We start from the raw sequence: 21,477 nt of genomic DNA, 5'->3' as shown, positions 1-21,477 counted from the left end.
CATTCCGAAAGCACGCGGCGCGCACCATGGCGGCTGTCACGCCTTGATGGCTTTCACGGAGACAAGCATGCCTACAGACACCCCCCATTCCCACACCCTCCACCCCAACCGCCGCCACCTGCTCGGTGCCGGCGGCGCCCTGGCGCTGGGCGGCCTGCTGCCCGCATCGGTGTCGGCACAGGCCGCATGGCCTTCCAAGTCGGTGCGTTTCGTCGTGCCCTTCGCGCCGGGCGGCAGCTCCGAGATCGTCGCCCGCTCCACCGCCGCCGAGCTGACCAAGACGCTGGGCCAGAGCGTGTTCGTGGACAACAAGCCCGGTGCGGCCGGCAACATCGCCATGCAGGAGGTGGCGCGCGCCGACGACCAGCACACGCTGATCCTGGGCCACATCGGCACGCTCGCCGTGAACCCGTACATCTTCGACAAGCTGCCCTACGACGCGAACAAGGACTTCAAGCCCGTGAGCCTGCTGGCCAAGGTGCCCAGCCTGTACGTCGTGCACCCCGACGTGCCGGCCAAGAACCTCAAGGAATTCATCGCCTACGCCAAGAAGAACCCCGCCAAGCTCAGCTACGGCTCGGCGGGCAACGGCAGCGCCGGCCACCTGGCCTTCGAGTACCTGAAGATGACGGCCGAGATCTTCATGCTGCACGTGCCCTACCGCGGCACCGGCCCCATGATGACCGACCTGCTCTCGGGCCGGCTTGACGCCGCTTCCGTGGGCGCCGCCGCCATGCTGCCTTTCATCAAGTCGGGCAAGGTGCGCTGCATCGCCACGGGATCGACCCAGCGCCTGCCCCAGTTGCCCGATGTGCCCACCGTGGCCGAGCAGGGCTTCCCGGGTTTCGAGATGACGCAGTGGTACGGCATGCTGGCCCCGGCCAGCCTCACGCAGGAGCACCTGGACAAGCTGGCCGCCGAAACCATGAAGGCCGTCAAGGCGCCGGAATCGCTCAAGCGCCTGAGCGGAGATGCGGCCGAAGCCATCGGCGGCACGCCGGCGCAGTTCGCGCAGTTCATCGCCTCCGAACAGGCGCGCTGGCAGAAGGTGCTCAAGCGCGCGCAGGTCAAGCCGGATTAGGAAGCCCCCTGAGTCGCTTCGCGTCTTCCCCCCAGAGGGGGACGCCACCCGTGGCCTGGCAAAGCCAGTTCCACGGTGGCGCTGGCGGGGCGCGCCAGGCCTGCGGCCCGGGCGCACGTGCCTCGGCGATGGCACTGCACAACAGCATTAGCATCCCCTCCATGCGCATCCTTCTGGCCGAAGACGAACACAGCCTGGGCACCTGGCTCAGCCGCGCGCTGGAGCATGCGGGCATCCAGGTGGAATGGGTGAATGACGGCCGCCTGGCCGACCGATCGCTGCAGCAGCACGACAACTACGACGCACTGGTCCTGGACCTGGGCCTGCCGGGCCTGGACGGTCACGCGGTGCTGCAGCGCCTGCGCGACCGCGACCAGCGCCTGCCCACGCTGATACTCACCGCGCGCGATTCGCTGGACGAGCGCGTGCGGCTGCTCAATGCCGGGGCGGACGACTTCCTGGCCAAGCCGTTCGAGCTGGCCGAGCTGGAGGCGCGCCTGCACGCCCTGGTGCGCCGCGCGCGCGGCACCGACCACCCGCGCCTGGCATGTGGCCCGCTGGCGTACGACAGCGCGCGCAGGCAATTCGTGCTGCAGGGCGAACCCCTGGCGCTGTCGCCGCGCGAGCAGGCCGTGCTGCGCGTGCTGGTGCAGCGCAGCGGTGAGCCGTTCTCCAAGCAGCAGATCCTGGAGCGCGTGTTCTCCGACGATGACGACGTGCACCCCGAGGCCGTGGAAGTGTTCGTGCACCGCCTGCGCAAGCGGCTCGACGGCAGCGGCGTGCGCATCGTCACGCTGCGCGGCCTGGGCTACGCACTGGAATCGCACTGAACATGGGCCTGGCCGCACGCCTGCGCCGTGCCAGCCTGTGGCGGCTGCTGGCGTGCCTGCTGCTGCCGCTGCTGGCCGTGGTGACGGGCGTGGAGCTGTGGATGACCCGGCACGACGCGCTGGAGGCCGCCAACGCGGCCTACGACCGCTCGCTGCTGGGCGCGCTCAAGTCCATCGATGCCAACATCTCCACCGCCTCGGGCGGGCTCTCGGCCGAGCTGCCCTACAGCATGCTGGAATTCTTCGAGCTCACGGCCAGCGGACACGTGTATTTCCGCGTGGCATCGTCGGATGGGCTGGTGGAGCTGGGCAACGCCGACCTGCCCCTGCCGCCCGGGCCGCTGGAGCCCGGTGTGCCGCGCTTCTACGATGCGACCTACTTTGGAGAATCCGTGCGCCTGGCCGCCTACCGCCGCGCGATGGAAGGGCCGCCATCCGCCCCCGGGACAAGCAGCGTGCTGGTGCAGGTGGCGGAAAGCACCCAGTCGCGGCAGGAGTTCACGCGCCGCTTCGTCCGCCGCGCCGCGCTGCGCGATGGCCTGGTGCTGGCGCTCATGGTACTGGGCACGGCGGCCACGCTGGCCCTGGCGCTGCGCCCCCTGGCACGCCTGGCCCGCGAGGTGCAGGCCCGCAGCCCTGACGACATGACACCGGTCGCCGGCGCCGAACTTCCCGCGGACATCCGCCCGCTGGTCACCGCCGTCAACCAGCAGATGGCGCGCACGCAGGACCTGGTGGCGCAGCAGCGCCAGTTCCTCGACGATGCGTCGCACCAGCTGCGCACACACCTCACCACGCTGCAGATGCAGATCGACTACGCACGCCGCGAACCCGACGCGGCCCGGCTTCAGGACACGCTGGCAGCCCTGGGCGGCGAGATCGCGCGCGCCACGCGCAGCACCCAGCAGCTGCTGGCCCTGGGGCGCAGCGACACCGCCGCGGTGGAGTTCGCACCCTGCGACCTGGCCTTGCTGCTGCGCACCGTGGCACTGGAGCTGCTGCCGCAGGCCCGCGCCAAGCAGATCGACTTCGGCATCCACACCGCCACGGCCGAACTGGCCGCCGTGGCGGACAGCGGGCTGCTGCGCGAGGCGCTCACCAACCTGGCGGCCAACGCCATCGCCTACACCCCGGAGCAAGGCACCATCACCGTGTCGGCCGCCGGCGACAGCCTGGGCTGGAGCCTGAGCGTGGAAGACAACGGCCCGGGCCTCCCGCCCGAAGAGCGCGACGCCCTGGGCCACCGCTACCGGCGCGGCTCGCAGGCCGTGGCGGGCGGCTCGGGCCTGGGCCTGGCCATCGCCCGGTCGATCGCGGAACGCCACCGGGGCCGGCTGCGGCTGGAGGCCCGCGCCGGCGGCCCCGGCCTGCTGGCCATACTCTGGTGGCCCCGGCCATGAAGAACCCGGCCCGCCACACCGCCATGCAACCCCTTGCCCCCCACCCCTTGCGCGAAGACGGCATGGCCGCGACCCCGAGCCGCCGGCAGATGCTGGCAACGCTGGCGGCCTGTGGCGGCGCGGGCGGCGCCCTGCCCGCGCGCGCAGCGGCCGCGGATGCCTCCACCGAGCCCGCGGAATGCGTCGCGCCCTCACGCCCCGGCGGTGGGTTCGACCTGACCTGCGGCCTGGCCGGGCAGGCCCTGCAGGCCGTGCGGCCCGCGCGCACCCCGCTGCGCACCCGCTACCTGCCCGGGGGCATCGGGGCCGTGGCGTTTGACCAGGTGGCCACCGGGCGCCTGGGCGGCCCGGGCACCCTGGTCGCTTTCTCCAGCGGTTCGCTGCTCAACATCGCACAGGGCCGCTTCGGCCCGCATCCGGTGGGCACCGTGCGCTGGATCGCCACACTGGGCACCGACTACGGCGTGGTGGCCGTGCACCGCGATGCGCCTTACCAGCGCCTGCAGGACGTGGCTGCCGCGCTGCGCAGGGACTCCAACCGCGTGGTGTTTGGCGCCGGCGGCACACTGGGCAGCCAAGACTGGATCAAGGCCGCGCTGCTGGTACGTGCGGCGGGGCAGGACCACAAGCGCATGCGCTTCGTGTCCTTCGAGGGCGGCGGCGAGGCGCTCAAGGCCCTGCGGGGCGGGCACATCGGCATTTTCACCGGCGATGCGGCCGAGGCCCTGCAGGCAGCCGCGCAGGGCGCGCCGCTGCGCGTGCTGGCGGTGCTCTCGCAGGCACGTCTGGGTGGCAGCCTGGCGGGCCTGCCCACGGCACGCGAGCAGGGTCTGGACCTGGTCTGGCCCACGGTGCGCGGCCTGTACATGGCCGCCAGCGCGCCCGATGCGGCGGTGCGCGCGTGGACCACCGCGCTGCGGGATGCCTTGGCCGCCCCCGGCTACGCCGCGCTGTGCGCGCAGTACGGCCTGTACCCGTTCGCGCTGACGGGCGCGGCGCTCGAAGATTTCGTGCAGCGCAGCCTGGCGGACTACCGGCGCCTGGCGCAGGACCTGGGACTCCGGGCCTGGGCTCGCTGAGCCGTGTACCGCACCAACCCGACACGCTCCAGGCGCCCGTGAAGGACTGCGCCTGCACGGGGCCGCAGTTTTTTCCTACCTGCATCCGCCCCCTGCGGCGGCAGAGTGCAAGACCGCGCGCCCACAACCCGCCACGCACTGGAGGAAGCCCATGCCCGCCACACTGAAGCCCGCGGCCGAAATGGCCCGCAACGCGAAGACGCCCTTCCCCGGCGCCTCGGCCGCATACGAAGAGGCCCGCCGCGCGCTGCTGGCCGAGGAGATCGAGTTCCGCCGGCACATGAGCCGCCTGACCGAGCAGCGCCGCGCGCTGCCGCCCGGCCCGGTCATCGCGAAGAACTACCGCTTCCAGGACGAACAGGGGTCCGAGGTGGGGCTGATCGACCTGTTTGGCGACAAGCAAACCCTGGTGGCCTACTTCTGGATGTACGGGCCGCAGCGCGAGCGCCCGTGCCCCATGTGCACGAACTGGCTGGGCGCCGTCCATGGCAACGCGGCCGACATCAAGCAACGGGTCGCGCTCAAGGTCCTGGGCCGCTCGTCGGTGGAGCGGCAGCTCGCGTTTGCGCAGGAGCGGGGTTGGCGCGACCTGAACTTCGTGCAGACCGTGGGGGACGACTACGCCCGCGACCTGGGCATCCTGATGCCCGACGGCAGCGAGTACCCGGCGCTGACCATCTTTCGGCGCGACGGCGACAAGGTGCGCCTGTTCTGGGCCAGCGAGATGGCGCGCGAGATGGCCGACCCCGGGCAGGACCCGCGCGATGCGCCCGACATCGCCGCGCTGTGGTCCATCCTGGACCTCACGCCCGAGGGCCGCGGCACCGACTGGTATCCCCGGCTCCGCTACGACTAGGCAGCATCAGGGCATGGGGCGTTTGCATCCCGGCCCGGCCCAGCACCCGCCTCACACCGGCGCCAGCACCCGCCATGCCAGGAATTCACCGCCCGCCACCGGCTCCGGCACGATGCCATTGGCCACCAGGCCATCGTCGCTTTCCGCTTCGCACGCGTACACCGCGATCGCGCCGTGGCGCTGGCCGGTGGGCACCACGCACCAGCCTTGCGGCAACGCGCGCTGCGCCCGGCGGTAGCTTGCCTGCCAGTGCGTGCTGGCCTGCGCCTCCAGGATGGCGGGCCCCGGCACCGCCACGGGCTGCTGCATCACCGGGACTTCTGCATCGAGCAGCGTGCCAGGCGCAACGGCGGCCCGCCGCAAGCCATGGCCCTCCAGCCAGTCGGCCACGGCGGCAGGCACCGCATAGGCCCAGGGCCGCTTCACGGTGGCCACGGGGACGAAGTGCGCGAAATGCGGCACCTGCACGCTGATGGGGGCGCCTTGCAGCGCATAGGGTTCCCGCGTGAGAACCTCCACCGTGGTGCCTGGGATAGGCTGCAATGCATAGCGGATGGCGACCTCGGCGGGCGGCTCGGCACACCCGTCCAGCAGCTGCACGATCTCCGTGCCATGGCCGGCGACGTAGTGCAGTGCCTCGCGCAGCACGGCATACGTCACCGCCACGCGCTCCTTGAAGCTGATGTACGAATAGGCCTCCAGCAGCACGTCGAGCCGATTGGTCAGCCCCCGGTAGTTGCAGCCAAAGCGCGGGTGGTGGGTGTAGGTGATCCAGCCCTGGCCCTGCCCGCCCTCGTCGCGCACGAAGTTGCCATACCAGAAGGTGTCCAGGCCCTCGGTGCGCTTCACCGCGGCCTGCACGGCGGGCATCATGCGTTCGCGCATATAGGCCACGGGCTCGCTGCGGCCCGTGTGCTCGGTGTGGGGAATGTCGTAGGTCAGCGCGAAGCGGTGGATGGAGCCGTTGGTGGCGTGGCAGTCCAGCGTGAGGTGGGGGTTCCAGGGCTGGCACACGCGCGTCTGCAGCAGGCGCATCTCGGAAGCCCGATGGCGCATGTAGTCGCGGTTGAGATTCACCCCCGCCGCATTGTTGCGCGTGCCCACGAGCGCCGGGCCGTCCTGCCCGCGCAGGTGGGCAACGTCCAGCGGGCGGTTGTCTGTGTCCAGCCGGTCATTGCCGTCGGGGTTGAACAGCGGCACCACCACCACGGTGCAGTGCGAGAGCACGTCGCCGTGCTCGCCGCGCAGCAGGTCGCGCACCAGCATCAGCGCGGCCTCCTTGCCCTCCACTTCGCCAGCGTGGATGCCGCACAGTATCAGCACCACGGGCAGGCCGCTGGCCTGCGCGGCCCGCGGCGTGAAATGGCCTTGCGCGGACAGCACGAGCAGCGGCAACAGGCGGCCCTCGGGCGATGCGCCGAAGTCCGCGACATGCAATCGGGCATCCCCCAGCGCCGCCAGGCCGCGCACGTACGCCATCACGTCGGCGTGGGTCGATGTCTCGGTGTAGCCGCTGGTTTCAGCGCGGGTGAGCAGGGATGGGGCGGAAGGCAAGGACATGGGCGAGGCGGTCGGTAGATCGGCCCATCACCTTACCTCACTGCGGCCGTGTCCCGGCGCCGATGCGCTGCGGCCTCACCGCTCCAGCCACCACTGGATCACGACCTTCGCCAGGAACCCGAGGAAGCCCACGCCCAGGCCCAGGAACAGCACGAAGGTGCCAAACCGGCCGGCCTTGGACTCCCACGCGAGCTGGCCGATGATGAACAGCATGTACAGGATGAACGCACCCACGCCGTAGGTGAGGAAGAAGCCCGAGATCTGCGCCTCGGTGAAACCGAAGATCACGGCGCCACCCCGCGGTTCTGCGTGGGCGCTGCCGCCCCCCGCCCGGGCAGGCTGGAGGCATCGACCAGATCCCGATAGGCATGCCAGCTCGCGTGGCCCAGCATGGGCATGACGGCGATCAGCCCCAGCAGCAGCGAGCCCAGGCCCAGCAGCGTGAAGCCCAGGATCAGCGCCGCCCAGAACGCCATCGGCAACGGGTTGCCGATCACCGCCTGCCAGCTGGTGAGCACGGCCTGCAGCAAGGTGGCGCGCCGGTCCAGCAGCAGGGGCATGGCCACCACGCTGGAGGCGAAGATCGGCGCCGCCATGAGGCTGCCCAGCGCCAGCCATATCTCGAACAGCCAGCCCTCGCGGGCCAGTACCACATGGCGCAGGAAATCCAGGGGCGTCTGGATGGGCACGGGCGCCAGCAGCGTGATGAGCGCCGCCGACGTCATGACCCAGCCCGTGGCCGCCAGCGCCAGCAGGGCGCCGAACTGCACCATGCACCAGTAGTCGTTGCCCCATTTGTTGACGTGGCTGTCCTGCCAGTTCAGCCAGGTCTTGAGTACCACGCCCAGGTTCGCGGGCTCGCCACGCTCCAGCGCGCGGCTCAGCGCATACAGGCTGGTGGCCAGCACCGGGGCTATCACCAGAAAGCCCGACAGTGCCCCGGCCAGCAGCCAGAACCTGTGGTGGGCCACCGCGAAGATCGCCGCGCCAAAAAGCGCCAGGGCCAGGCCGTGGGCAAAGCTGATCCAGCCCGCGCGGGCCATGTCGCGCCAGGCCAGGACGAGCCAGGTCATGGGCTGCATGAGGCCAATGGTGCGGATGGCGGGCAAGGCGGGAGGGTTTCTCGGCATGGCCTGCAGTGTGGCCGGATCGGTGACCGGGATCAAGCCGGCACACACCGCGGCGCGCCGGGCCCTTGACCTGGGACAAGAAATTGCCCCCGGATAGCGCGGAGCGCGCGGGCTACGCCGTCAGCAGCCGGCACAGCTCCGTGAGATTGCTCACGGTGGCATGCGGCGGGGTGTCGTAGGGCCAGGCGGCCTCGGCGGGATTCAGCCACACCGCCTGCATGCCGGCCTCCATGGCGCCCCGGGCGTCCAGCGTGGCATCGTCGCCCACATGCAGCACCGCGTGCGGCGGCACCTGCAGCGCCTGGGCGGCCGCCTGGAAGATGCGGGCATCGGGCTTGGCCACGCCCAGCACCGATGCGCTCAGGCTGTCCTTGAAGTAGTGGCCGATGCCCACCTTGTGGATGTCGGCGTTGCCGTTGGACACCGCCACCACCGGGTAGCGCGACGACAGGAAGGCCAGCGCATCGTGCGCATCGTCGAACAGCGTCACGCGCTGGCGTTCGGCAAAAAACAGGTCGAACGCGGGCTCGGCCAGCGCGCCGTCATCGCCCGCCTGGGTCAGCGCCAGGCGGATGGATTCGCGGCGCAGCGCGCTCAGGTCGTGCTGCAGGTCGGGCCGCAGGTTCACCATCTGGTTGCGGATGGCGCGCAGCGCCTCGGTGCTCTGGAACAGGCGCGCGGTGGCGGGCGCATGCTCGGCCATCCACTGCAGCAGCACGGCTTCGGCGCGCTCGATGGTGGGCCAGATGGGCCACAGCGTGTCGTCCAGGTCGATGGTGACGGCGCGAATGCGGGGGATGTCCAGGGAGGGGGTCGGCAAGGGGGCGCACCTGCAAAAAACAGCGTGGAGGCGGAAGGCCCGGTGGGATGCCGGGCGGCGGCCGCACAGCATACCGCAGCGCCTGTGCGCACGCCCTTCGGGGTCAGGTGCCCAGCGACGACCCGCGCACGATGAGCGTGCCGGGCAACAGGTTCTCGCGCACCGGGCCCTGCAGGCCGCCGATGCGCTCCAGCAGGCACCGGGCCGCGCGCTGGCCGATGGCATCGGTGGGCTGCGCCACGGTGCTCAGGCCCGGCCGGATCAACGGTGCCCATTCCGGGTCGTCGAAGCCCACGAAGCCCAGCTCCAGCCCAAAGGTCCAGCCCAGGCGCGACACCGAGGCCGCCACGCGCAGCGTGACCACGGAATTGCCTGCGACCACCGCGCAGCGCGCTCCCCGCCCCGCACGCTGGCGAAAGGCCGCCAGCGCCTGGGCCAGCGCGTCCTCGCCCTCCTGCTGCGCATCGATCTCCAGCACATCGCCGCGCACATTCCTGCCCTGGGCCGCCACGCAGGCGCGAAAGGCCGCCGTGCGCTCCAGGCGCGAACTCACACCCTGCAGCGGCTGCGTGACATAGAGCAGGTCCTGCCAGCCTTGCTGCACCAGGTGCGCGCAGGTGTCGCGCATGGCGGCTTCGTTGTCGAGCGCCACGAAATCCGCCGCCAGGCCCGCATGGCGGCGATCCACCAGCACCGCGGGCTTGCCGTGCAGGGTGGTCACGTCGGCCAGCCCCTCGCCCTGCCCCAGCGTGTTGAGGATGAAGCCGTCCACCTGGTAGCTCGCCAGCGCATCGATGGCGGCACGCTCGCGCTCGCGGTCGTTGCCCAGGTTGAACAGCATCACCAGGTAGCCCGCCTCCTGGCACGCCTTTTCGGCGCCGCGCAGCACGGCCACCGAATATGGATTGGTGATGTCGGCCACCACCAGCCCGATGAGGCGCGAGCGGCCGTGGCTGAGCGCCTGGGCCATGGGGCTGGGCACGTAAGCCAGCTTGGCGATGGCGGCCTCGACGCGCGCGGCGATGTCGGGGCTGAGCAGGCGCTCGCGGTGGTTGAAGTAGCGCGACACCGTGGCCTTGGACACGCCGGCCTCGGCCGCCACATCGGCGATGGTGGGGCGGGCGCGGGGCGTGGTCGATGGTGCGGGTGTCGGTGAGGTCATGCTTGCGCGGCGTTATACACGGCGGCGGGCCGCTCACCGGCCAGCGCCTGTAGCAAGCTGGTGGTGGCAAGCACGGCCATGGCGTGGCGCGTGCCGTGCGTGGCCGAGCCGATGTGCGGCAGCGGCGTCACGCGCGGGTGGGTGCGCAGGGGCGAGTCGAGCGGCAGCGGCTCGGTGGCAAACACATCCAGGCCCGCTGCGCGCAGCGTGCCGTGGTCGAGCGCGTGCAGCAGGTCCTGCTCCACCACCGTGGCGCCGCGCCCGCCGTTGATGAAGATGGCGCCGGGCTTCATGGCTGCAAAGACGTCGGCGTTGACCAGGCCCCGCGTGCTGCCAGACAGTGGCAGCATGGCCACCACAAAGTCGGACCGCGCCAGCAGCTCGGCCAGCGGCACGTGCGCAGCCTTGCCCACCAGTTCAGGCGCCGTGGCGGCCAGGTCCACCGGTCGGCGCGCGTGGTAGACCACCGGCATGCCAAAGCCCAGCGCCGCACGGCGCGCGATGGCCTGGCCGATGCGGCCAAAGCCCAGCAGCCCCAAAGTCTTGCCATGCACGTCGCTGCCGAACAGGTCTTCGCCGATGTTCCTGGTCCAGCGGCCCTCGCGCACCAGTTGCGCCAGTTCCACCACGCGGCGGCTGGTGGCCATGAGCAGGGCGAACACGGTGTCGGCCACGGTTTCGTCCAGCACGCCGGGCGTGTGGCACAGCACGATGCCCCGGGCCTGCAGTGCGTCGAGCGCGTAGTTGTCCACGCCCACCGACACGCTGGAGACCACCTCCAGCCGGGGAGCCCGCGCCAGCAGCGCGGCATCGACGGGGTAGCTCGACCCGATCAGCCCCTGCGCCTGGCCCAGCGCTGCGTCGAACAGTGCACGCTCTTCGGGCTTGCGCGGGTTGGCCTCCGTCGCGTCGTGCAGGGCCTGCAGGCGTGCCAGCTGGTCGGGCGGCAGTTCACGAAAGACCAGCACCTTCTTGCGCTCGGGCCTGCCCTGCACCGCCGGTGCGGACACGTTCACAGGCCGGCCTCCTGCAGCTGCGCCCGCGTGGGCAGGCCTTCGGTGTCGCCCAGCACCTGCACCGCCCGCGCGCCGATCCAGGCGCCGCGGCGCACGGCGGCGGGCACGGGTAAGCCTTCGAGCAGTGCGCTGATGATGCCCACCGCAAAGCCATCGCCCGCGCCCACGGTGTCCACCACCTGGGCCACGGGCACGCCGGGCACGCGGCCGGTGCCGGCCACGTCGCTATCGTAGTAGGCGCCCTCGGGCCCGAGCTTCACGACCACCAGCCTGGCGCCGCGCTCGCGGTAGAAGCGCGCCACGCCTTCGGGCGTGGTTTCGCCGGTCAGGAACACGCCCTCTTCCAGGCCCGGCAGCACCCAGTCTGCATAGCCGGCCAGGGTGTTGATCCAGTGGCGCATGGCCTCGGGCGACGCCCAGAGCGTGGGGCGCAGGTTGGGGTCGAACGAGATGGTGCGGCCCGCGGCGCGCGCGACCTCGAGCGTGCGGATGGCCGCCTGCAGGCTGGTGTCCGAGATGGCCGCGAACACGCCCGTGGCGTGCAGGTGGCGCGCGGACCGCAGCCAGGGCTCGTCCACATCGGCCGGCCCCATCTGGCTGGCGGCCGAGCCCTTGCGGTGGTATTCGACCTGCGGGTCGCGCCCGTCGGTCACGCGTTCCTTGAACTGAAAGCCCGTGCGCTGGGTGGCATCGCACACCACGTGCGAGCAGTCGATGCCTTCGCCGCGCATGGCGGCCAGCAGCGCGCGGCCCATGGAGTCGGTGCCCAGGCGGCTGGCCCAGCCCACCTTCAGGCCCAGGCGTGCCAGGCCAATGGCCACGTTGGTCTCGGCCCCCGCGGTGCGCTTGTGAAAGCCCGTGGCGTTCTCCAGCGGGCCGGGCTCGTTGGCCACCAGCAGCAGCATGGCCTCGCCGAACAGCGCCACGTCGAATGTGGTGTCGCCGGATTTGGAAACAGCGTCGCTCATGCAGCACCTCGCACCGCACGGATGAAGTCCACCTGCCCGCGCGTGACGGCCACCAGGTCGTCGCCCACCAGCGGGTACTCGATGGCATGCGGCACATCGGCGGGCAGCGCGCGCAGCACGGCGCGCCAGGGCGCCACCGACTCCGCCAGCGGCACCGCGATCCACTTGGCCGGCAGGCGCTGCACGCCCTTGCAGTGCACGTAGCGCACATGGGGCGCGAGGGCCTGTGCGGCCTGCAGCGGGCATTCGCCCTGCCAGTGCCAGTTGCCCATGTCGAAGGTCATGCCCAGGTCGAGCCCGGCCTGCGCCTGCGCCTGCGCGGCAAAGAATGCCTGCAAGGCGGCCAGCGTGCCGGCGGTGGCGGTCTGGTCGTTTTCGATCACCAGTTCCACCTGCGGGGTGGCGGCCAGCAGCGCCTTGAGGCGCTGCAGCGACGCCTCGGACCGCACGCCAAAGCCGCCGATGGACATCTTCAGGCGCGGCGCGTGCAGCACCTGCGATGCATGAATGCCGCGCTGCAGGGCGGCTTCGTCCAACTGGCCCTGCACGGTCCACAGGCCCTCGGGACTGGAATACACAGCGGCCAGGCCCGCCAGCCCGGGCAGCTCGGTGGCCGCGTCGCGCAGCAGCTCGCCGCGCACTTCCACGCCGTCGGCGCCCGCCTGGCGGGCCAGGTCGGTGCACCACAGCTGGCCGTGGCGTCCCGTTTCGGCCGCGCCGAAGGAGGACAGGGAGATCAATACCTTCATGGATGTTCTTTCAAGCCCGTCAGCCGGGCCTTCGTCAACGTGCGGCCACCACGGCCTCAGTGCGCGTGGTGGGAGCTCAGGATCTGGCCGAGGAACTGGCGCGTCTTCTCATGCTCCGGCTGGCCGAAGAACTGCGCGGGCGGCGCCTGCTCCAGGATCTTGCCGTCGGCCATGAAGATCACGCGGTCGGCCACGCTGCGCGCAAAGCCCATCTCGTGCGTCACGCACAGCATGGTCATGCCGTCCTCGGCCAGGCCGATCATGGTGTCCAGCACTTCCTTGACCATCTCCGGGTCCAGCGCCGACGTGGGTTCGTCGAACAGCATCACCTTGGGGGCCATGCACAGCGCGCGGGCAATGGCCACGCGCTGCTGCTGCCCGCCCGACAGCTGGCTGGGGTGCTTGTGCGCCTGCTCGGGAATGCGCACCCGCGTGAGGTACTTCATGGCGACCTCTTCGGCCTCGGCCTTGCTCATGCCGCGCGATCGCATGGGCGCCAGCGTGCAGTTCTCGAGGATGGTGAGGTGCGGAAACAGGTTGAACTGCTGGAACACCATGCCCACCTCGGCACGCACGGCGTCCACGTTCTTGCCGCCGGCGGTCAGCTCGATGCCGTCGACCACGATGCGACCCTTTTGCACCGTCTCCAGCCGGTTGATGCAGCGGATCAGCGTGGACTTGCCCGAGCCCGACGGCCCGCAGATCACGATGCGCTCGCCGGCCCGCACCGACAGGTCGATGTCGGTCAGCACCTGAAAGCTGTCGTACCACTTGTTGACCCCCTCCATCGTGATGATGGGGGGTGCACCGGCGGTGGTCTTCGTCGTCGTGACTGCGTCCGTCATTGTCAAAGGCTCCTGGGGTGGCTGGGGCTCACGCTCATCCGATATGGGTTATTGCAGCTTGGGCAGGTCCGCGCCCAGCCACTTCTGATACAGCTTGTTCAACTCGCCGTTGGCCGTGTTGCGCGCCACGAAGTCGTTCACCGCGCGGGTCAACTCGTCCTGGCCGGGGCGCAGGGCAATGCCCATGGCCTGCTGCAGCAGGTTGAATTTGTTCTCGAAGGTGTTGGCGGGCACGCGCTTGGCGATCTGCGCGGCCACGGTGACCGAGCAGCCGATGGCATCGACCTGGCCGGAGATCAGTGCCTGCATGGCCGATGCGTCGTCGTCGAAGCGGCGGATTTCGGTGCCCTCGGGCGCGGCCTTGGTCACGGCCACGTCCTGCGTGCTGGCACGGGCCACGCCCACGCGCACGCCCTTCAGGTCCGCCGCGCTCTTGATGGCACTGCCGGTCTTGCCGTACAGCACGATGGTGGCGGCCGCATAGGGTTGCGAGAACTGCACCTGCTTGGCGCGCTCGGGCGTGATGGCGAGCGACGCCACCAGCACGTCGACCTTGTTGGTCAGCAGGAAGGGAATGCGGTTGGGGCCGGTGACGGGCACGATGTTGGCCTTCACACCCAGCTCCTTGGCCAGCAGCTTGGCCACGTCGGCGTCGTAGCCGTCGGGCTGGTTCTGCGCGTTGGTCGTGCCGTAAGGCGGGAAGTCCACCAGCATGCCGATGGTGAGCTCGCCCTTTTTCTTGATGTCGGCCACGGACTGTGCCGAGGCCAGCGGCGCAAACGCCGTGAGCGCGGCGCCCAGGCCCAGTGCGGCCAAGGCGGTGGTGACGGTGCGGCGGTGCAGGGAAAAGGTCATGGCATGTCTCCTGGTAGTGGTTATGAACGAGAGATAAAAAAGCAATGAATGAACGAAGGCGCTGTTGGCGTTGGCGGCGATGCCGTCAGCGCGCCAGCGCCCGGGCCCGCTTGCGCTCCATGCGCGCGGCCAGCAGCGACAGCGGCCAGCAGATCACGAAGTACAGCGCCGCCACGGTGGTGAACACATGCAGCGGCTGGAAGGTGGCGTTGTTGATGATCTGCCCGGCCCGCGTGATCTCGGTGAAACCGATGATGGCGGCCAGCGATGTGCCCTTGATGATCTGCACCGTGTAGCCCACGGTGGGTGGCAGCGCGATCTTGAAGGCCTGCGGCAGCACCACGAAGCGCATGCGGTTGATGTAGCTCAGGTTCAGGGCCTGCGCGGCCTCCCATTGGCCGCGCGGCACCGCCTCGATGCAGCCGCGCCATATCTCGGCCAGAAACGCCGCGCTGTTGAGCACCAGCGCCACGCCCGCCGCCACCCAGGGGTTGATGTCCAGCCCCAGCACCGGCGCGCCGAAGAAGATCAAAAACAGCTGCAGCAGCAGCGGCGTGCCCTGAAACACCTGGATGAACACGCGCGACGCATTGCGCGCCACGGCGCTCTCGGACGTGCGCGACAGCGCCACCACAAGGCCCAGCAGCGCCCCGCCGACGAAGGCAATGGCCGACAGCGCCAGTGTCCACTGCGCGGCCTGCAGGATGAAAAGGAATTCGGAGACTCCGAAGGTACGCATGGTCCGGGTCTCTTTATCGGCGGTCGGGGTAGTTGAGCGCGCGCTGGTAGATCAGCTTGAACAGCGCAGAGAACGACAGCGCCAGCACCAGGTAGATCAGCGCCACCACGATGTAGATCTCGAAACTGCGGAAGGTCTGCGACTGCAGGTTCGCCGCCACCGAGGTCAGGTCGTCCGCCGAGATCACCGACACCACGGCCGAGCTGAGCATCAGCAGGATGAACTGGCTGGTGAGCGCGGGGTAGATGGCCTTGAGCGCGGGTTTGAGGATGACGAAGCGAAAGATCTCCCAGGGCTTCAGGTTGAGCGCCTTGCCCGCCTCGATCTGCCCCTTGGGGATGGACTCGATGCCCGCCCGCACGATCTCTGCCGCGTAGGCCCCCAGGTTGACCACCATCGCCGTCAGCGCCGCGGTGTAGGGCGACCAGCGCAGGCCGATGGACGGCAGCGCGAAGAAGAAGAAAAACAGCTGCACGATGAACGGCGTGTTGCGGATGACCTCGATGTACGCGTTGATCAAGAACCGCAGCCACGCCGGCCCGCCCGTCTTGCCCCAGGCGCAGAACACGGCCACCACCAGCCCCAGCACCGTGGCCGTGAGCGACAGCTGCACGGTGATCCACGTGCCTTTGAGCAGCAGCGGCCATGCGGCGAAAACGGCGTCGAACTGGAACTGGTAATTCACGGCGTGGGTGGTTCGGAGTGGATGCGCAGAGTTTATGAAACCGGTTTCACAACCACATCGGGGATTACCCGAGCGCCCCCAAAAACAGGCGCCGGGCCCACATCCAACCCCCAGCCCCCACCAGGCACCACGCGTGGGCGAAAATGCCGCATGCCCTCCTTCCGCCCCGAACCCCCTTACACCCACGGCCAGGCCGAGCGAACCGCAGTGCTGCTGTGCAACCTGGGCACGCCCGACGCCGCCACCGCGCCCGCCGTGCGGCGCTACCTGGCGCAGTTTCTGGGCGACCACCGCGTGGTGGAGATCCCGAAGCTGGCGTGGTGGCCCATCCTGCACGGCATCATCCTGCGCACCCGCCCCGCCAAGTCGGCCGCCAAGTACGCCAGCATCTGGACGGCCGAGGGCTCGCCCCTGGCGGTGTGGACGGCCAGGCAGGCCACGCTGCTGCGTGGCTGGCTGGGCGAGGCTGGGCACGCAGTGCTGGTGCGCCACGCCATGCGCTATGGCAACCCTTCCATCGACAGCCAGCTCGACGCCTTGAAGGCCGAGGGCGCCACGCGCATCCTGATCCTGCCGCTGTACCCGCAGTACTCCGGCACCACCACGGCCAGCCTGTTCGACGCGGTGTACGCCTGGGCCGCACGCACCCGCCACGTGCCCGAACTGCGCTTCGTGAACCGCTACCACGACGCCCCCGGCTACATCGACGCGCTGGCCCGCACCATCGAAACCCACTGGAAGCACCACGGACAGCCCGACCAGCTGGTGATGAGCTTTCATGGCGTGCCCGAGCGCACCCTGCACCTGGGCGACCCCTACCACTGCGAGGCCCGCAAGACCGGCCGCCTGCTGGCCGAGCGCCTGGGCCTGCGCGCGGAGCGCTACCGCATCACCTTCCAGTCGCGCTTTGGCAAGGCCAAGTGGCTGGAACCCTACACCCAGCCCACCATCGAGGCGCTGGGCAAGGCCGGCACGCGGCGCGTGGACGTGGTGTGCCCCGGCTTCACCAGCGACTGCCTGGAGACGCTGGAAGAAATCAACATGGAAGTGCGCGAGGCCTTCTTGCACGCGGGCGGCAAGGAGTTCCACTACATCCCGTGCCTGAACGACAACAACCACTGGATCACGGCCCTCAGCCGGGTGGCGCAGCAGCACCTGGCGGGCTGGCCCACCGAGGCGCCCACCGCCGCGGCGCTGGCCGATGCGCGCAGCCATGCGCAGGCAGGGGGCGCACCTGCCGGGCCCTGCCCTGTGTCCCATTGACTGGTCACTATATTTTTTATAGCTACTAGCGCTTATCCATCAAGCGCTAGCGGCCATTTTCATTCAAATTCTGGAGACGGCAGCCCCTGACAACCGCGCAGCTTGCGCACCCCAACACGCTGGCCTGCCCTCTCCCACCCACCCTGTACCGATGCCCGCCTTCGCCCTCGCCCCCCACCAGCTACGGCTGACGATCGACCCCGCCACGCTGGGCTTTGCCAGCACGGCCGAACTGCAGGACTTGGCCCTGCCCTGGATCGGCCAGGAGCGCGCGCAGGCCGCCGCGCAGTTCGGCCTGGGGCTGCACCAGCCCGACTACCACCTGTTCGTGCTGGGCGAAGTGGGCAGCGGGCGCGCGTCGCTGCTGCGCCAGGCCATGCAGGCTGCGGCGGCAGAACGCGCCGTGCCGCCCGACCTGTGCTACCTGCACAACTTCGACAAGCCCGACCACCCCCTCGCCCTGCGCCTGCCGGCGGGCCAGGGCCGGCAGTTGCGCCAAGGCATGGCCGACATGGCCAAGAACCTGCAGGCCGATATCCCGAAACACCTCGCAGCCGCCGACTTCAAGGCCGAGGCGGAGCGCATCGAGAAAACCTGGCAAGCGCAAGAGAGCGAGGCCTTTGCCGTGCTGGACGCGTTTGCCGAGGCGCGCCAGTTCCGCATTTCGCGCGAAGGCGGGCAGATGGTGTTCACCCTCACCGGCCCCAAAGGCCAGCCGCTGACAGAAGCCGAAGCCCGCGCCTTGCCCCGCGAGCGCCGCGCAGAGATTGACGCCGCCGAGCACGCCTTGCGCACCGAGATCGCCCGCTTTCTTGAAGCCGCACGCCCGCTGGAGCGCGCCCGCGACGACGCCCTGGCCACCCTGCGCCGCCAAACCATCAAGCCCCTGGTGGAACACGCCCTGCACGACATCCGCCAGGGCCTGCGCAAGCAGATCAAGGACACCGTCAAGCTCACGCACTGGCTTGACCAAGTGGAGCATGCGGTGCTGGCCGACATCGACCTGTTCGAGCCCCTGGGCGCCGAACGCGGTGGCGACCAGGGCACCGACGCCGAAGACGACCGCAAGGATGCGCTCGATGACCTGCTGGCCCGCTGCCAGGTGAACCTGGTGGTGGACAACCACGGCCGCACCGCCGCGCCCGTGGTGGTGGAAGACAACCCCACCCAGCGCACGCTGTTTGGCAGCATCGAGCACGGCTCGGACGCCGACACCGTGCAGGCCGACCACACCGGCATCCACGCGGGCAGCCTGCTCAAGGCGCATGGCGGCTTCATCCTGCTGCACCTGCACGACCTGGCTGCCGAAGAAGGGCTGTGGCAACGCCTGCGCCGCTTCTTGCGCTGCGGCCGCCTGCAGATCGAAGATGCCAGCGGTGGCCCCGGCCACGCGCCGGGCGGCGCAGCGGCGCTGCAGCCCGAGCCGGTGGACGTGGATGTGAAGATCGTGCTGATCGGATCGGTGGACGAGTACTACGCGCTGCAAGACGCCGACCCCGACGCCGCACGCCGCTTTCGCGTGAAGGTGGATTTTTCAGACCACTTTGCCGCCACCCCTGCCACGCACCACGCCACCGCCATCCTGGTGGCGCAGGTCTGCAAAAAGCGCGGCCTGCCCCACTTCGGCCCCGACGCCGTGGCCCTGCTGCTGGAGCAAACCCACCGTGAGGCCGATGACCAGCGCCGCCAGAGCGCGCGCTTTGCACACACCGAAGCGCTGGCCATCGAAAGCGCCGCCCTGTGCAAGGCGCGCGGCGGCACGCTGGTGCAGGCGGGCGACGTGTTGGCCGCCCTGGCCGCCCGCACCCAGCGCCACAACCAGCCCGAAGAAGAACTGCACGACTCCATCACCGAAGGCGAGCGCCTGATCTCGCTGGCGGGCTCCATCACCGGCCAGATCAACGCCATGACGCAGATCGACCTGGGCGACTACCGCTTCGGCTTCCCCGTGCGCATCACCGCGCGCACCTTTGCCGGGCAAGAGGGCCTGCTCAACATCGAGCGCGAGGTCGATATGTCCGGCCCCATCCACGACAAGGGCGTGCTGATATTGCACAGCTACCTCACCGCCCTGTTCAGCCACGTGGCACCCCTGGCGCTCAACGCATCCATCGTGTTCGAGCAGGAATACAGCGGCGTGGAAGGCGACTCGGCCTCGTGCGCCGAGCTGTATGCGCTGCTGTCCAGCCTGTCAGGCCTGCCCCTGCGCCAGGGCATTGCTGTGACCGGCGCGCTCAACCAGCACGGCGAGGTGCTGCCCGTGGGCGGTATCAATGAAAAGATCGAAGGCTGGTTCCAGGCCTGCATGGCGACGGGGCTCGACGGCACGCACGGCGTGCTGATCCCCGCGCGCAACCAGCGCCACCTGATGCTGGACCGCACGGTGCTGGACGCGGTGGAGCGCGGCCTGTTTCATGTCTACACCATGGGGCATGTGAGCGAGGGGATTGCGCTGCTGACGGGGGAGGCGTCGGGGATGAGCCCGGCGGAGTTGTTGCAGGCGCAGGCGGATGAGCTGGCCGGAGGGGCTGCTACGGTGGAGGACACGGTGATGCAGCGCGCGGAGCTGACCTTGCGCGCGTACCGGCGCGCTTGTCAGATCGCGGGGGCTGCGCGGAGGGGGCGAGGGGTTCGGGGGCGGTAGTTAGGTCCGTACCCCATAGACGGATTTTGCAAAAGAGCTCAGTGAGTGACCGTACACAAGTACTTGTGGTCTCGTTGAGACGGCGGCGGACGATGAGAGTCAATCTGGAGGAATCAGCTTGCTCGAAAGCATCGTGCTTAGGAACGGCGAGGAAGCTGGAGACATCACGCTGGATGTCATTGCCGAGGCGCCTCTCTTTTATCAAAACAGTCGCATCGTTGTTGGGCACGGATTTGCGGGCCGCCGGTCCGGCAGATGCCGCAAATTTCTATCAACGGCCAGCGCGCAGGTGGACTGGCCGGGCTGCAGGCAGCATTGGCGCAAATCGCCCCGCAGACTCCGACTTAACGGCCAGAACTACCGGTACTGCGCCGCGGTGATGAACTCGCTGAAGGTCTCACACCACACGATCACGGTGTTGAACTTCGTAAGGTCCACGCCCTGCGGCACCGGGACGATGAAGTTGTTGAACGTCTTCACATCCCCCACGCGCAGCATCTGGGGCTTGAGGCGCTTGAATTCGGCCTCGGTCTCGACAAACTCGGGCGACAGGTAGAGCTTGTAGTCCGGCCCCGGGGCCAGCTTGCCCAGCAGGCTGACGGCCTGCGGGCCGAGGGACACGGCGCCCTCGCCCCAGTGCAGGGCGTCGCTGTCCTTGAGGTCACGGCGGAAGGTGGCCGTCCATGGGGCAGTGGGCAGGCTGGATTGGATCTCCTGCTGCGTGGGCGCATCCGGCGCTATCAAGATCGGCAGCACATACACACCCAGCGCAAACCCCAAAGCCAGGGCAAGCAGGTGCGAGGCGATGAGCAGCAGGGGTTTCATGGCGAGGGGTTGAGTGGTGTGGGCCCAATGTACCGCGCAGCGCCCTCGCCTTCAACGCTGCGCGACTCCCCGCTCCATCCGTTCAGAATGCGCGTGCCAGAAACCCGTCTACCAGCGCGTAATGCTCCGGCACATTGAGCGCGGGGGCATGGCCGCAGCCGGGCACCTCCACCACCTGCGCCAGCCCGCGCGCGCCGGGGCCCCGCGTGAGCATCTCGGCGGTGGTCTCGCGCAGCACCAGGTCGGATTCCGCACCGCGCAGGCACAGCACGGGGATCTCCAGCGCGTCGTAGTGGTCCCAGATCAGATAGTCGTTGGTGTGGTGCGTGAACTGCTGCACCATGGCCGGGTCGTAGTGCGGCGTCACGCGGCCGTCGGGCAGGCGCCGGGTCGAGGTCTCGGTCAGGCGACTCCACTGCGCATCGCTGAGCCAGCCGTAGGGTTGGTACACCTGCCGGAAGAAGGCTTCCAACTCCATCACGGTGTCAAACGAGGGCGGGTGGCCCGCATAGGCCTTGATGCGCTCGAGCGCGGCATCCGCCAGGCGGGGCGCGTTGTCGTTGAGCAGCAGGCTGGCGATGCGCTCCTTGAGCTGCGGCTGGAACAGGCCCGATGCGCACACCGTGCCGATCGCCCCACCCATCGACGTGCCCACCCAGTGCGCCTTCTCGATGCCCAACTGGTCGAACAGGCCGGCCGCGATGCGCGCGTAGAACGACAGGCGGTACTCGTCCTGCGGCGCCCGCGCCCACTGGCTCAGGCCCCGGCCGATGGTGTCGGGGCAGATCACGCGGTAGCGCGGGGCGAGGTGCGCGGCGAGTTCGTCCATGTCGCGCCCGGTGCGCGCCAGGCCGTGCCATGCCACCACCACGGGGGCATCGCGCGCGCCCCACTCCATGTAGTGGATTTCATAGCCGGCGCAAGTGGCGTAGCGCGAGATGGGGGACATGGTGGCAACCTTTGGGAACAA

The 21,477-nt window shown here is 69.6% G+C and carries 21 protein-coding genes; 7 read left to right on the top strand and 14 right to left on the bottom strand.

Annotated features, from left to right (window positions below; translation table 11 throughout):
* The first annotated feature begins 67 nt into the window (after window positions 1-67).
* The 5 genes from AC3RCE_RS09095 (at window position 68) to AC3RCE_RS09075 (ending at window position 5,246) form a co-directional block, all read left to right on the top strand.
* Window positions 68-1,081 (top strand): Bug family tripartite tricarboxylate transporter substrate binding protein, encoded by a 1,014-nt coding sequence (locus AC3RCE_RS09095; RefSeq protein ID WP_218294095.1) that lies wholly within the window; start codon window positions 68-70, stop codon window positions 1,079-1,081.
* Between the two features lie 161 nt (window positions 1,082-1,242).
* A complete protein-coding gene (locus AC3RCE_RS09090; protein WP_218294094.1) occupies window positions 1,243-1,911 on the top strand; it encodes a response regulator in 669 nt (222 codons plus the stop codon).
* Window positions 1,912-1,913: 2 nt separating this feature from the next.
* Window positions 1,914-3,311 carry a sensor histidine kinase gene (locus AC3RCE_RS09085; protein ID WP_218294093.1) on the top strand — a complete coding sequence of 466 codons (1,398 nt, stop codon included), beginning with the start codon at window positions 1,914-1,916 and terminating at the stop codon, window positions 3,309-3,311.
* Window positions 3,312-3,400: 89 nt separating this feature from the next.
* Window positions 3,401-4,390, top strand: coding sequence for a tripartite tricarboxylate transporter substrate-binding protein (locus AC3RCE_RS09080; RefSeq protein ID WP_492255370.1), 990 nt, complete (start codon window positions 3,401-3,403; stop codon window positions 4,388-4,390).
* A gap of 151 nt (window positions 4,391-4,541) precedes the next feature.
* Window positions 4,542-5,246 (top strand): DUF899 family protein, encoded by a 705-nt coding sequence (locus AC3RCE_RS09075; RefSeq protein ID WP_369642152.1) that lies wholly within the window; start codon window positions 4,542-4,544, stop codon window positions 5,244-5,246.
* A 51-nt stretch (window positions 5,247-5,297) separates the two neighbouring features.
* On the opposite strand, the gene AC3RCE_RS09070 is transcribed toward AC3RCE_RS09075, so the two are convergent.
* The 12 genes from AC3RCE_RS09070 to AC3RCE_RS09015 form a co-directional block, all read right to left on the bottom strand.
* Complete coding sequence (locus AC3RCE_RS09070) at window positions 5,298-6,806, bottom strand: M14 family metallopeptidase (protein ID WP_492254970.1); 1,509 nt, start codon at window positions 6,804-6,806, stop codon at window positions 5,298-5,300.
* Between the two features lie 75 nt (window positions 6,807-6,881).
* Complete coding sequence (locus AC3RCE_RS09065; RefSeq protein ID WP_044402495.1) at window positions 6,882-7,094, bottom strand: DUF2788 domain-containing protein; 213 nt, start codon at window positions 7,092-7,094, stop codon at window positions 6,882-6,884.
* Window positions 7,091-7,936 carry a DUF2189 domain-containing protein gene (locus AC3RCE_RS09060; protein ID WP_218340767.1) on the bottom strand — a complete coding sequence of 282 codons (846 nt, stop codon included), beginning with the start codon at window positions 7,934-7,936 and terminating at the stop codon, window positions 7,091-7,093. Before AC3RCE_RS09060 ends, AC3RCE_RS09065 begins: the two co-directional genes overlap by 4 nt.
* A gap of 112 nt (window positions 7,937-8,048) precedes the next feature.
* Complete coding sequence (locus AC3RCE_RS09055) at window positions 8,049-8,756, bottom strand: HAD family hydrolase (RefSeq protein WP_492246066.1); 708 nt, start codon at window positions 8,754-8,756, stop codon at window positions 8,049-8,051.
* 103 nt (window positions 8,757-8,859) lie between these two features.
* Complete coding sequence (locus AC3RCE_RS09050; protein WP_218340765.1) at window positions 8,860-9,918, bottom strand: LacI family DNA-binding transcriptional regulator; 1,059 nt, start codon at window positions 9,916-9,918, stop codon at window positions 8,860-8,862.
* Window positions 9,915-10,928, bottom strand: a complete 1,014-nt coding sequence (locus tag AC3RCE_RS09045; RefSeq protein ID WP_492255369.1) for a 2-hydroxyacid dehydrogenase — start codon at window positions 10,926-10,928, stop codon at window positions 9,915-9,917. The genes AC3RCE_RS09050 and AC3RCE_RS09045 overlap by 4 nt, the downstream gene beginning before the upstream one ends.
* A gap of 2 nt (window positions 10,929-10,930) precedes the next feature.
* Window positions 10,931-11,902: a sugar kinase gene (locus AC3RCE_RS09040; RefSeq protein ID WP_492254969.1), complete on the bottom strand. Its 972-nt coding sequence runs from the start codon at window positions 11,900-11,902 to the stop codon at window positions 10,931-10,933.
* Entirely contained in the window at window positions 11,899-12,651 is a 753-nt protein-coding gene (locus AC3RCE_RS09035; protein ID WP_492254968.1) for a sugar phosphate isomerase/epimerase family protein, read from the bottom strand. The genes AC3RCE_RS09040 and AC3RCE_RS09035 overlap by 4 nt, the downstream gene beginning before the upstream one ends.
* A gap of 56 nt (window positions 12,652-12,707) precedes the next feature.
* On the bottom strand, window positions 12,708-13,496 hold the full coding sequence (locus tag AC3RCE_RS09030) for an amino acid ABC transporter ATP-binding protein (protein ID WP_492254967.1): 789 nt from the start codon (window positions 13,494-13,496) through the stop codon (window positions 12,708-12,710).
* 48 nt (window positions 13,497-13,544) lie between these two features.
* Window positions 13,545-14,351 (bottom strand): transporter substrate-binding domain-containing protein, encoded by an 807-nt coding sequence (locus tag AC3RCE_RS09025; protein WP_396506906.1) that lies wholly within the window; start codon window positions 14,349-14,351, stop codon window positions 13,545-13,547.
* Between the two features lie 85 nt (window positions 14,352-14,436).
* Entirely contained in the window at window positions 14,437-15,090 is a 654-nt protein-coding gene (locus AC3RCE_RS09020) for an amino acid ABC transporter permease (protein ID WP_492254966.1), read from the bottom strand.
* A 13-nt stretch (window positions 15,091-15,103) separates the two neighbouring features.
* On the bottom strand, window positions 15,104-15,775 hold the full coding sequence (locus AC3RCE_RS09015) for an amino acid ABC transporter permease (protein ID WP_218294083.1): 672 nt from the start codon (window positions 15,773-15,775) through the stop codon (window positions 15,104-15,106).
* Window positions 15,776-15,925: 150 nt separating this feature from the next.
* Here AC3RCE_RS09015 and hemH point away from each other — a divergent pair, with 150 nt between their 5' ends.
* Complete coding sequence (gene hemH, locus AC3RCE_RS09010; protein WP_369642143.1) at window positions 15,926-17,038, top strand: ferrochelatase; 1,113 nt, start codon at window positions 15,926-15,928, stop codon at window positions 17,036-17,038.
* 151 nt (window positions 17,039-17,189) lie between these two features.
* On the top strand, window positions 17,190-19,682 hold the full coding sequence (locus AC3RCE_RS09005; protein WP_492254965.1) for a Lon protease family protein: 2,493 nt from the start codon (window positions 17,190-17,192) through the stop codon (window positions 19,680-19,682).
* Window positions 19,683-20,039: 357 nt separating this feature from the next.
* Here the strand turns inward: AC3RCE_RS09005 and AC3RCE_RS09000 are convergent, their stop codons facing one another.
* Both AC3RCE_RS09000 and AC3RCE_RS08995 read right to left on the bottom strand, forming a co-directional pair.
* Complete coding sequence (locus AC3RCE_RS09000; RefSeq protein WP_218340758.1) at window positions 20,040-20,507, bottom strand: DM13 domain-containing protein; 468 nt, start codon at window positions 20,505-20,507, stop codon at window positions 20,040-20,042.
* Between the two features lie 82 nt (window positions 20,508-20,589).
* The gene (locus AC3RCE_RS08995; protein WP_492254964.1) at window positions 20,590-21,456 is read right to left on the bottom strand and encodes an alpha/beta fold hydrolase; all 867 of its coding nucleotides are present in this window, start codon (window positions 21,454-21,456) and stop codon (window positions 20,590-20,592) included.
* Window positions 21,457-21,477: the final 21 nt, after the last annotated feature.

The sequence above is a fragment of the Acidovorax sp. GW823-FHT05D11 genome (assembly GCF_058795695.1).
This window is presented reverse-complemented; position numbering and strand designations above follow the sequence as displayed.

Bases quoted from the DNA above. Each gene is read 5' to 3' on its own strand.
- AC3RCE_RS09095 (WP_218294095.1), top strand. From the start codon at position 68: ATGCCTACAGACACCCCCCATTCCCACACCCTCCACCCCAACCGCCGC.
- AC3RCE_RS09090 (WP_218294094.1), top strand. From the start codon at position 1,243: ATGCGCATCCTTCTGGCCGAAGACGAACACAGCCTGGGCACCTGGCTC.
- AC3RCE_RS09085 (WP_218294093.1), top strand. From the start codon at position 1,914: ATGGGCCTGGCCGCACGCCTGCGCCGTGCCAGCCTGTGGCGGCTGCTG.
- AC3RCE_RS09080 (WP_492255370.1), top strand. From the start codon at position 3,401: ATGCTGGCAACGCTGGCGGCCTGTGGCGGCGCGGGCGGCGCCCTGCCC.
- AC3RCE_RS09075 (WP_369642152.1), top strand. From the start codon at position 4,542: ATGCCCGCCACACTGAAGCCCGCGGCCGAAATGGCCCGCAACGCGAAG.
- AC3RCE_RS09070 (WP_492254970.1), bottom strand. From the start codon at position 6,806: ATGTCCTTGCCTTCCGCCCCATCCCTGCTCACCCGCGCTGAAACCAGC.
- AC3RCE_RS09060 (WP_218340767.1), bottom strand. From the start codon at position 7,936: ATGCCGAGAAACCCTCCCGCCTTGCCCGCCATCCGCACCATTGGCCTC.
- AC3RCE_RS09050 (WP_218340765.1), bottom strand. From the start codon at position 9,918: ATGACCTCACCGACACCCGCACCATCGACCACGCCCCGCGCCCGCCCC.
- AC3RCE_RS09040 (WP_492254969.1), bottom strand. From the start codon at position 11,902: ATGAGCGACGCTGTTTCCAAATCCGGCGACACCACATTCGACGTGGCG.
- AC3RCE_RS09035 (WP_492254968.1), bottom strand. From the start codon at position 12,651: ATGAAGGTATTGATCTCCCTGTCCTCCTTCGGCGCGGCCGAAACGGGA.
- AC3RCE_RS09030 (WP_492254967.1), bottom strand. From the start codon at position 13,496: ATGACGGACGCAGTCACGACGACGAAGACCACCGCCGGTGCACCCCCC.
- AC3RCE_RS09025 (WP_396506906.1), bottom strand. From the start codon at position 14,351: ATGACCTTTTCCCTGCACCGCCGCACCGTCACCACCGCCTTGGCCGCA.
- AC3RCE_RS09020 (WP_492254966.1), bottom strand. From the start codon at position 15,090: ATGCGTACCTTCGGAGTCTCCGAATTCCTTTTCATCCTGCAGGCCGCG.
- hemH (WP_369642143.1), top strand. From the start codon at position 15,926: ATGCCCTCCTTCCGCCCCGAACCCCCTTACACCCACGGCCAGGCCGAG.
- AC3RCE_RS09005 (WP_492254965.1), top strand. From the start codon at position 17,190: ATGCCCGCCTTCGCCCTCGCCCCCCACCAGCTACGGCTGACGATCGAC.
- AC3RCE_RS09000 (WP_218340758.1), bottom strand. From the start codon at position 20,507: ATGAAACCCCTGCTGCTCATCGCCTCGCACCTGCTTGCCCTGGCTTTG.
- AC3RCE_RS08995 (WP_492254964.1), bottom strand. From the start codon at position 21,456: ATGTCCCCCATCTCGCGCTACGCCACTTGCGCCGGCTATGAAATCCAC.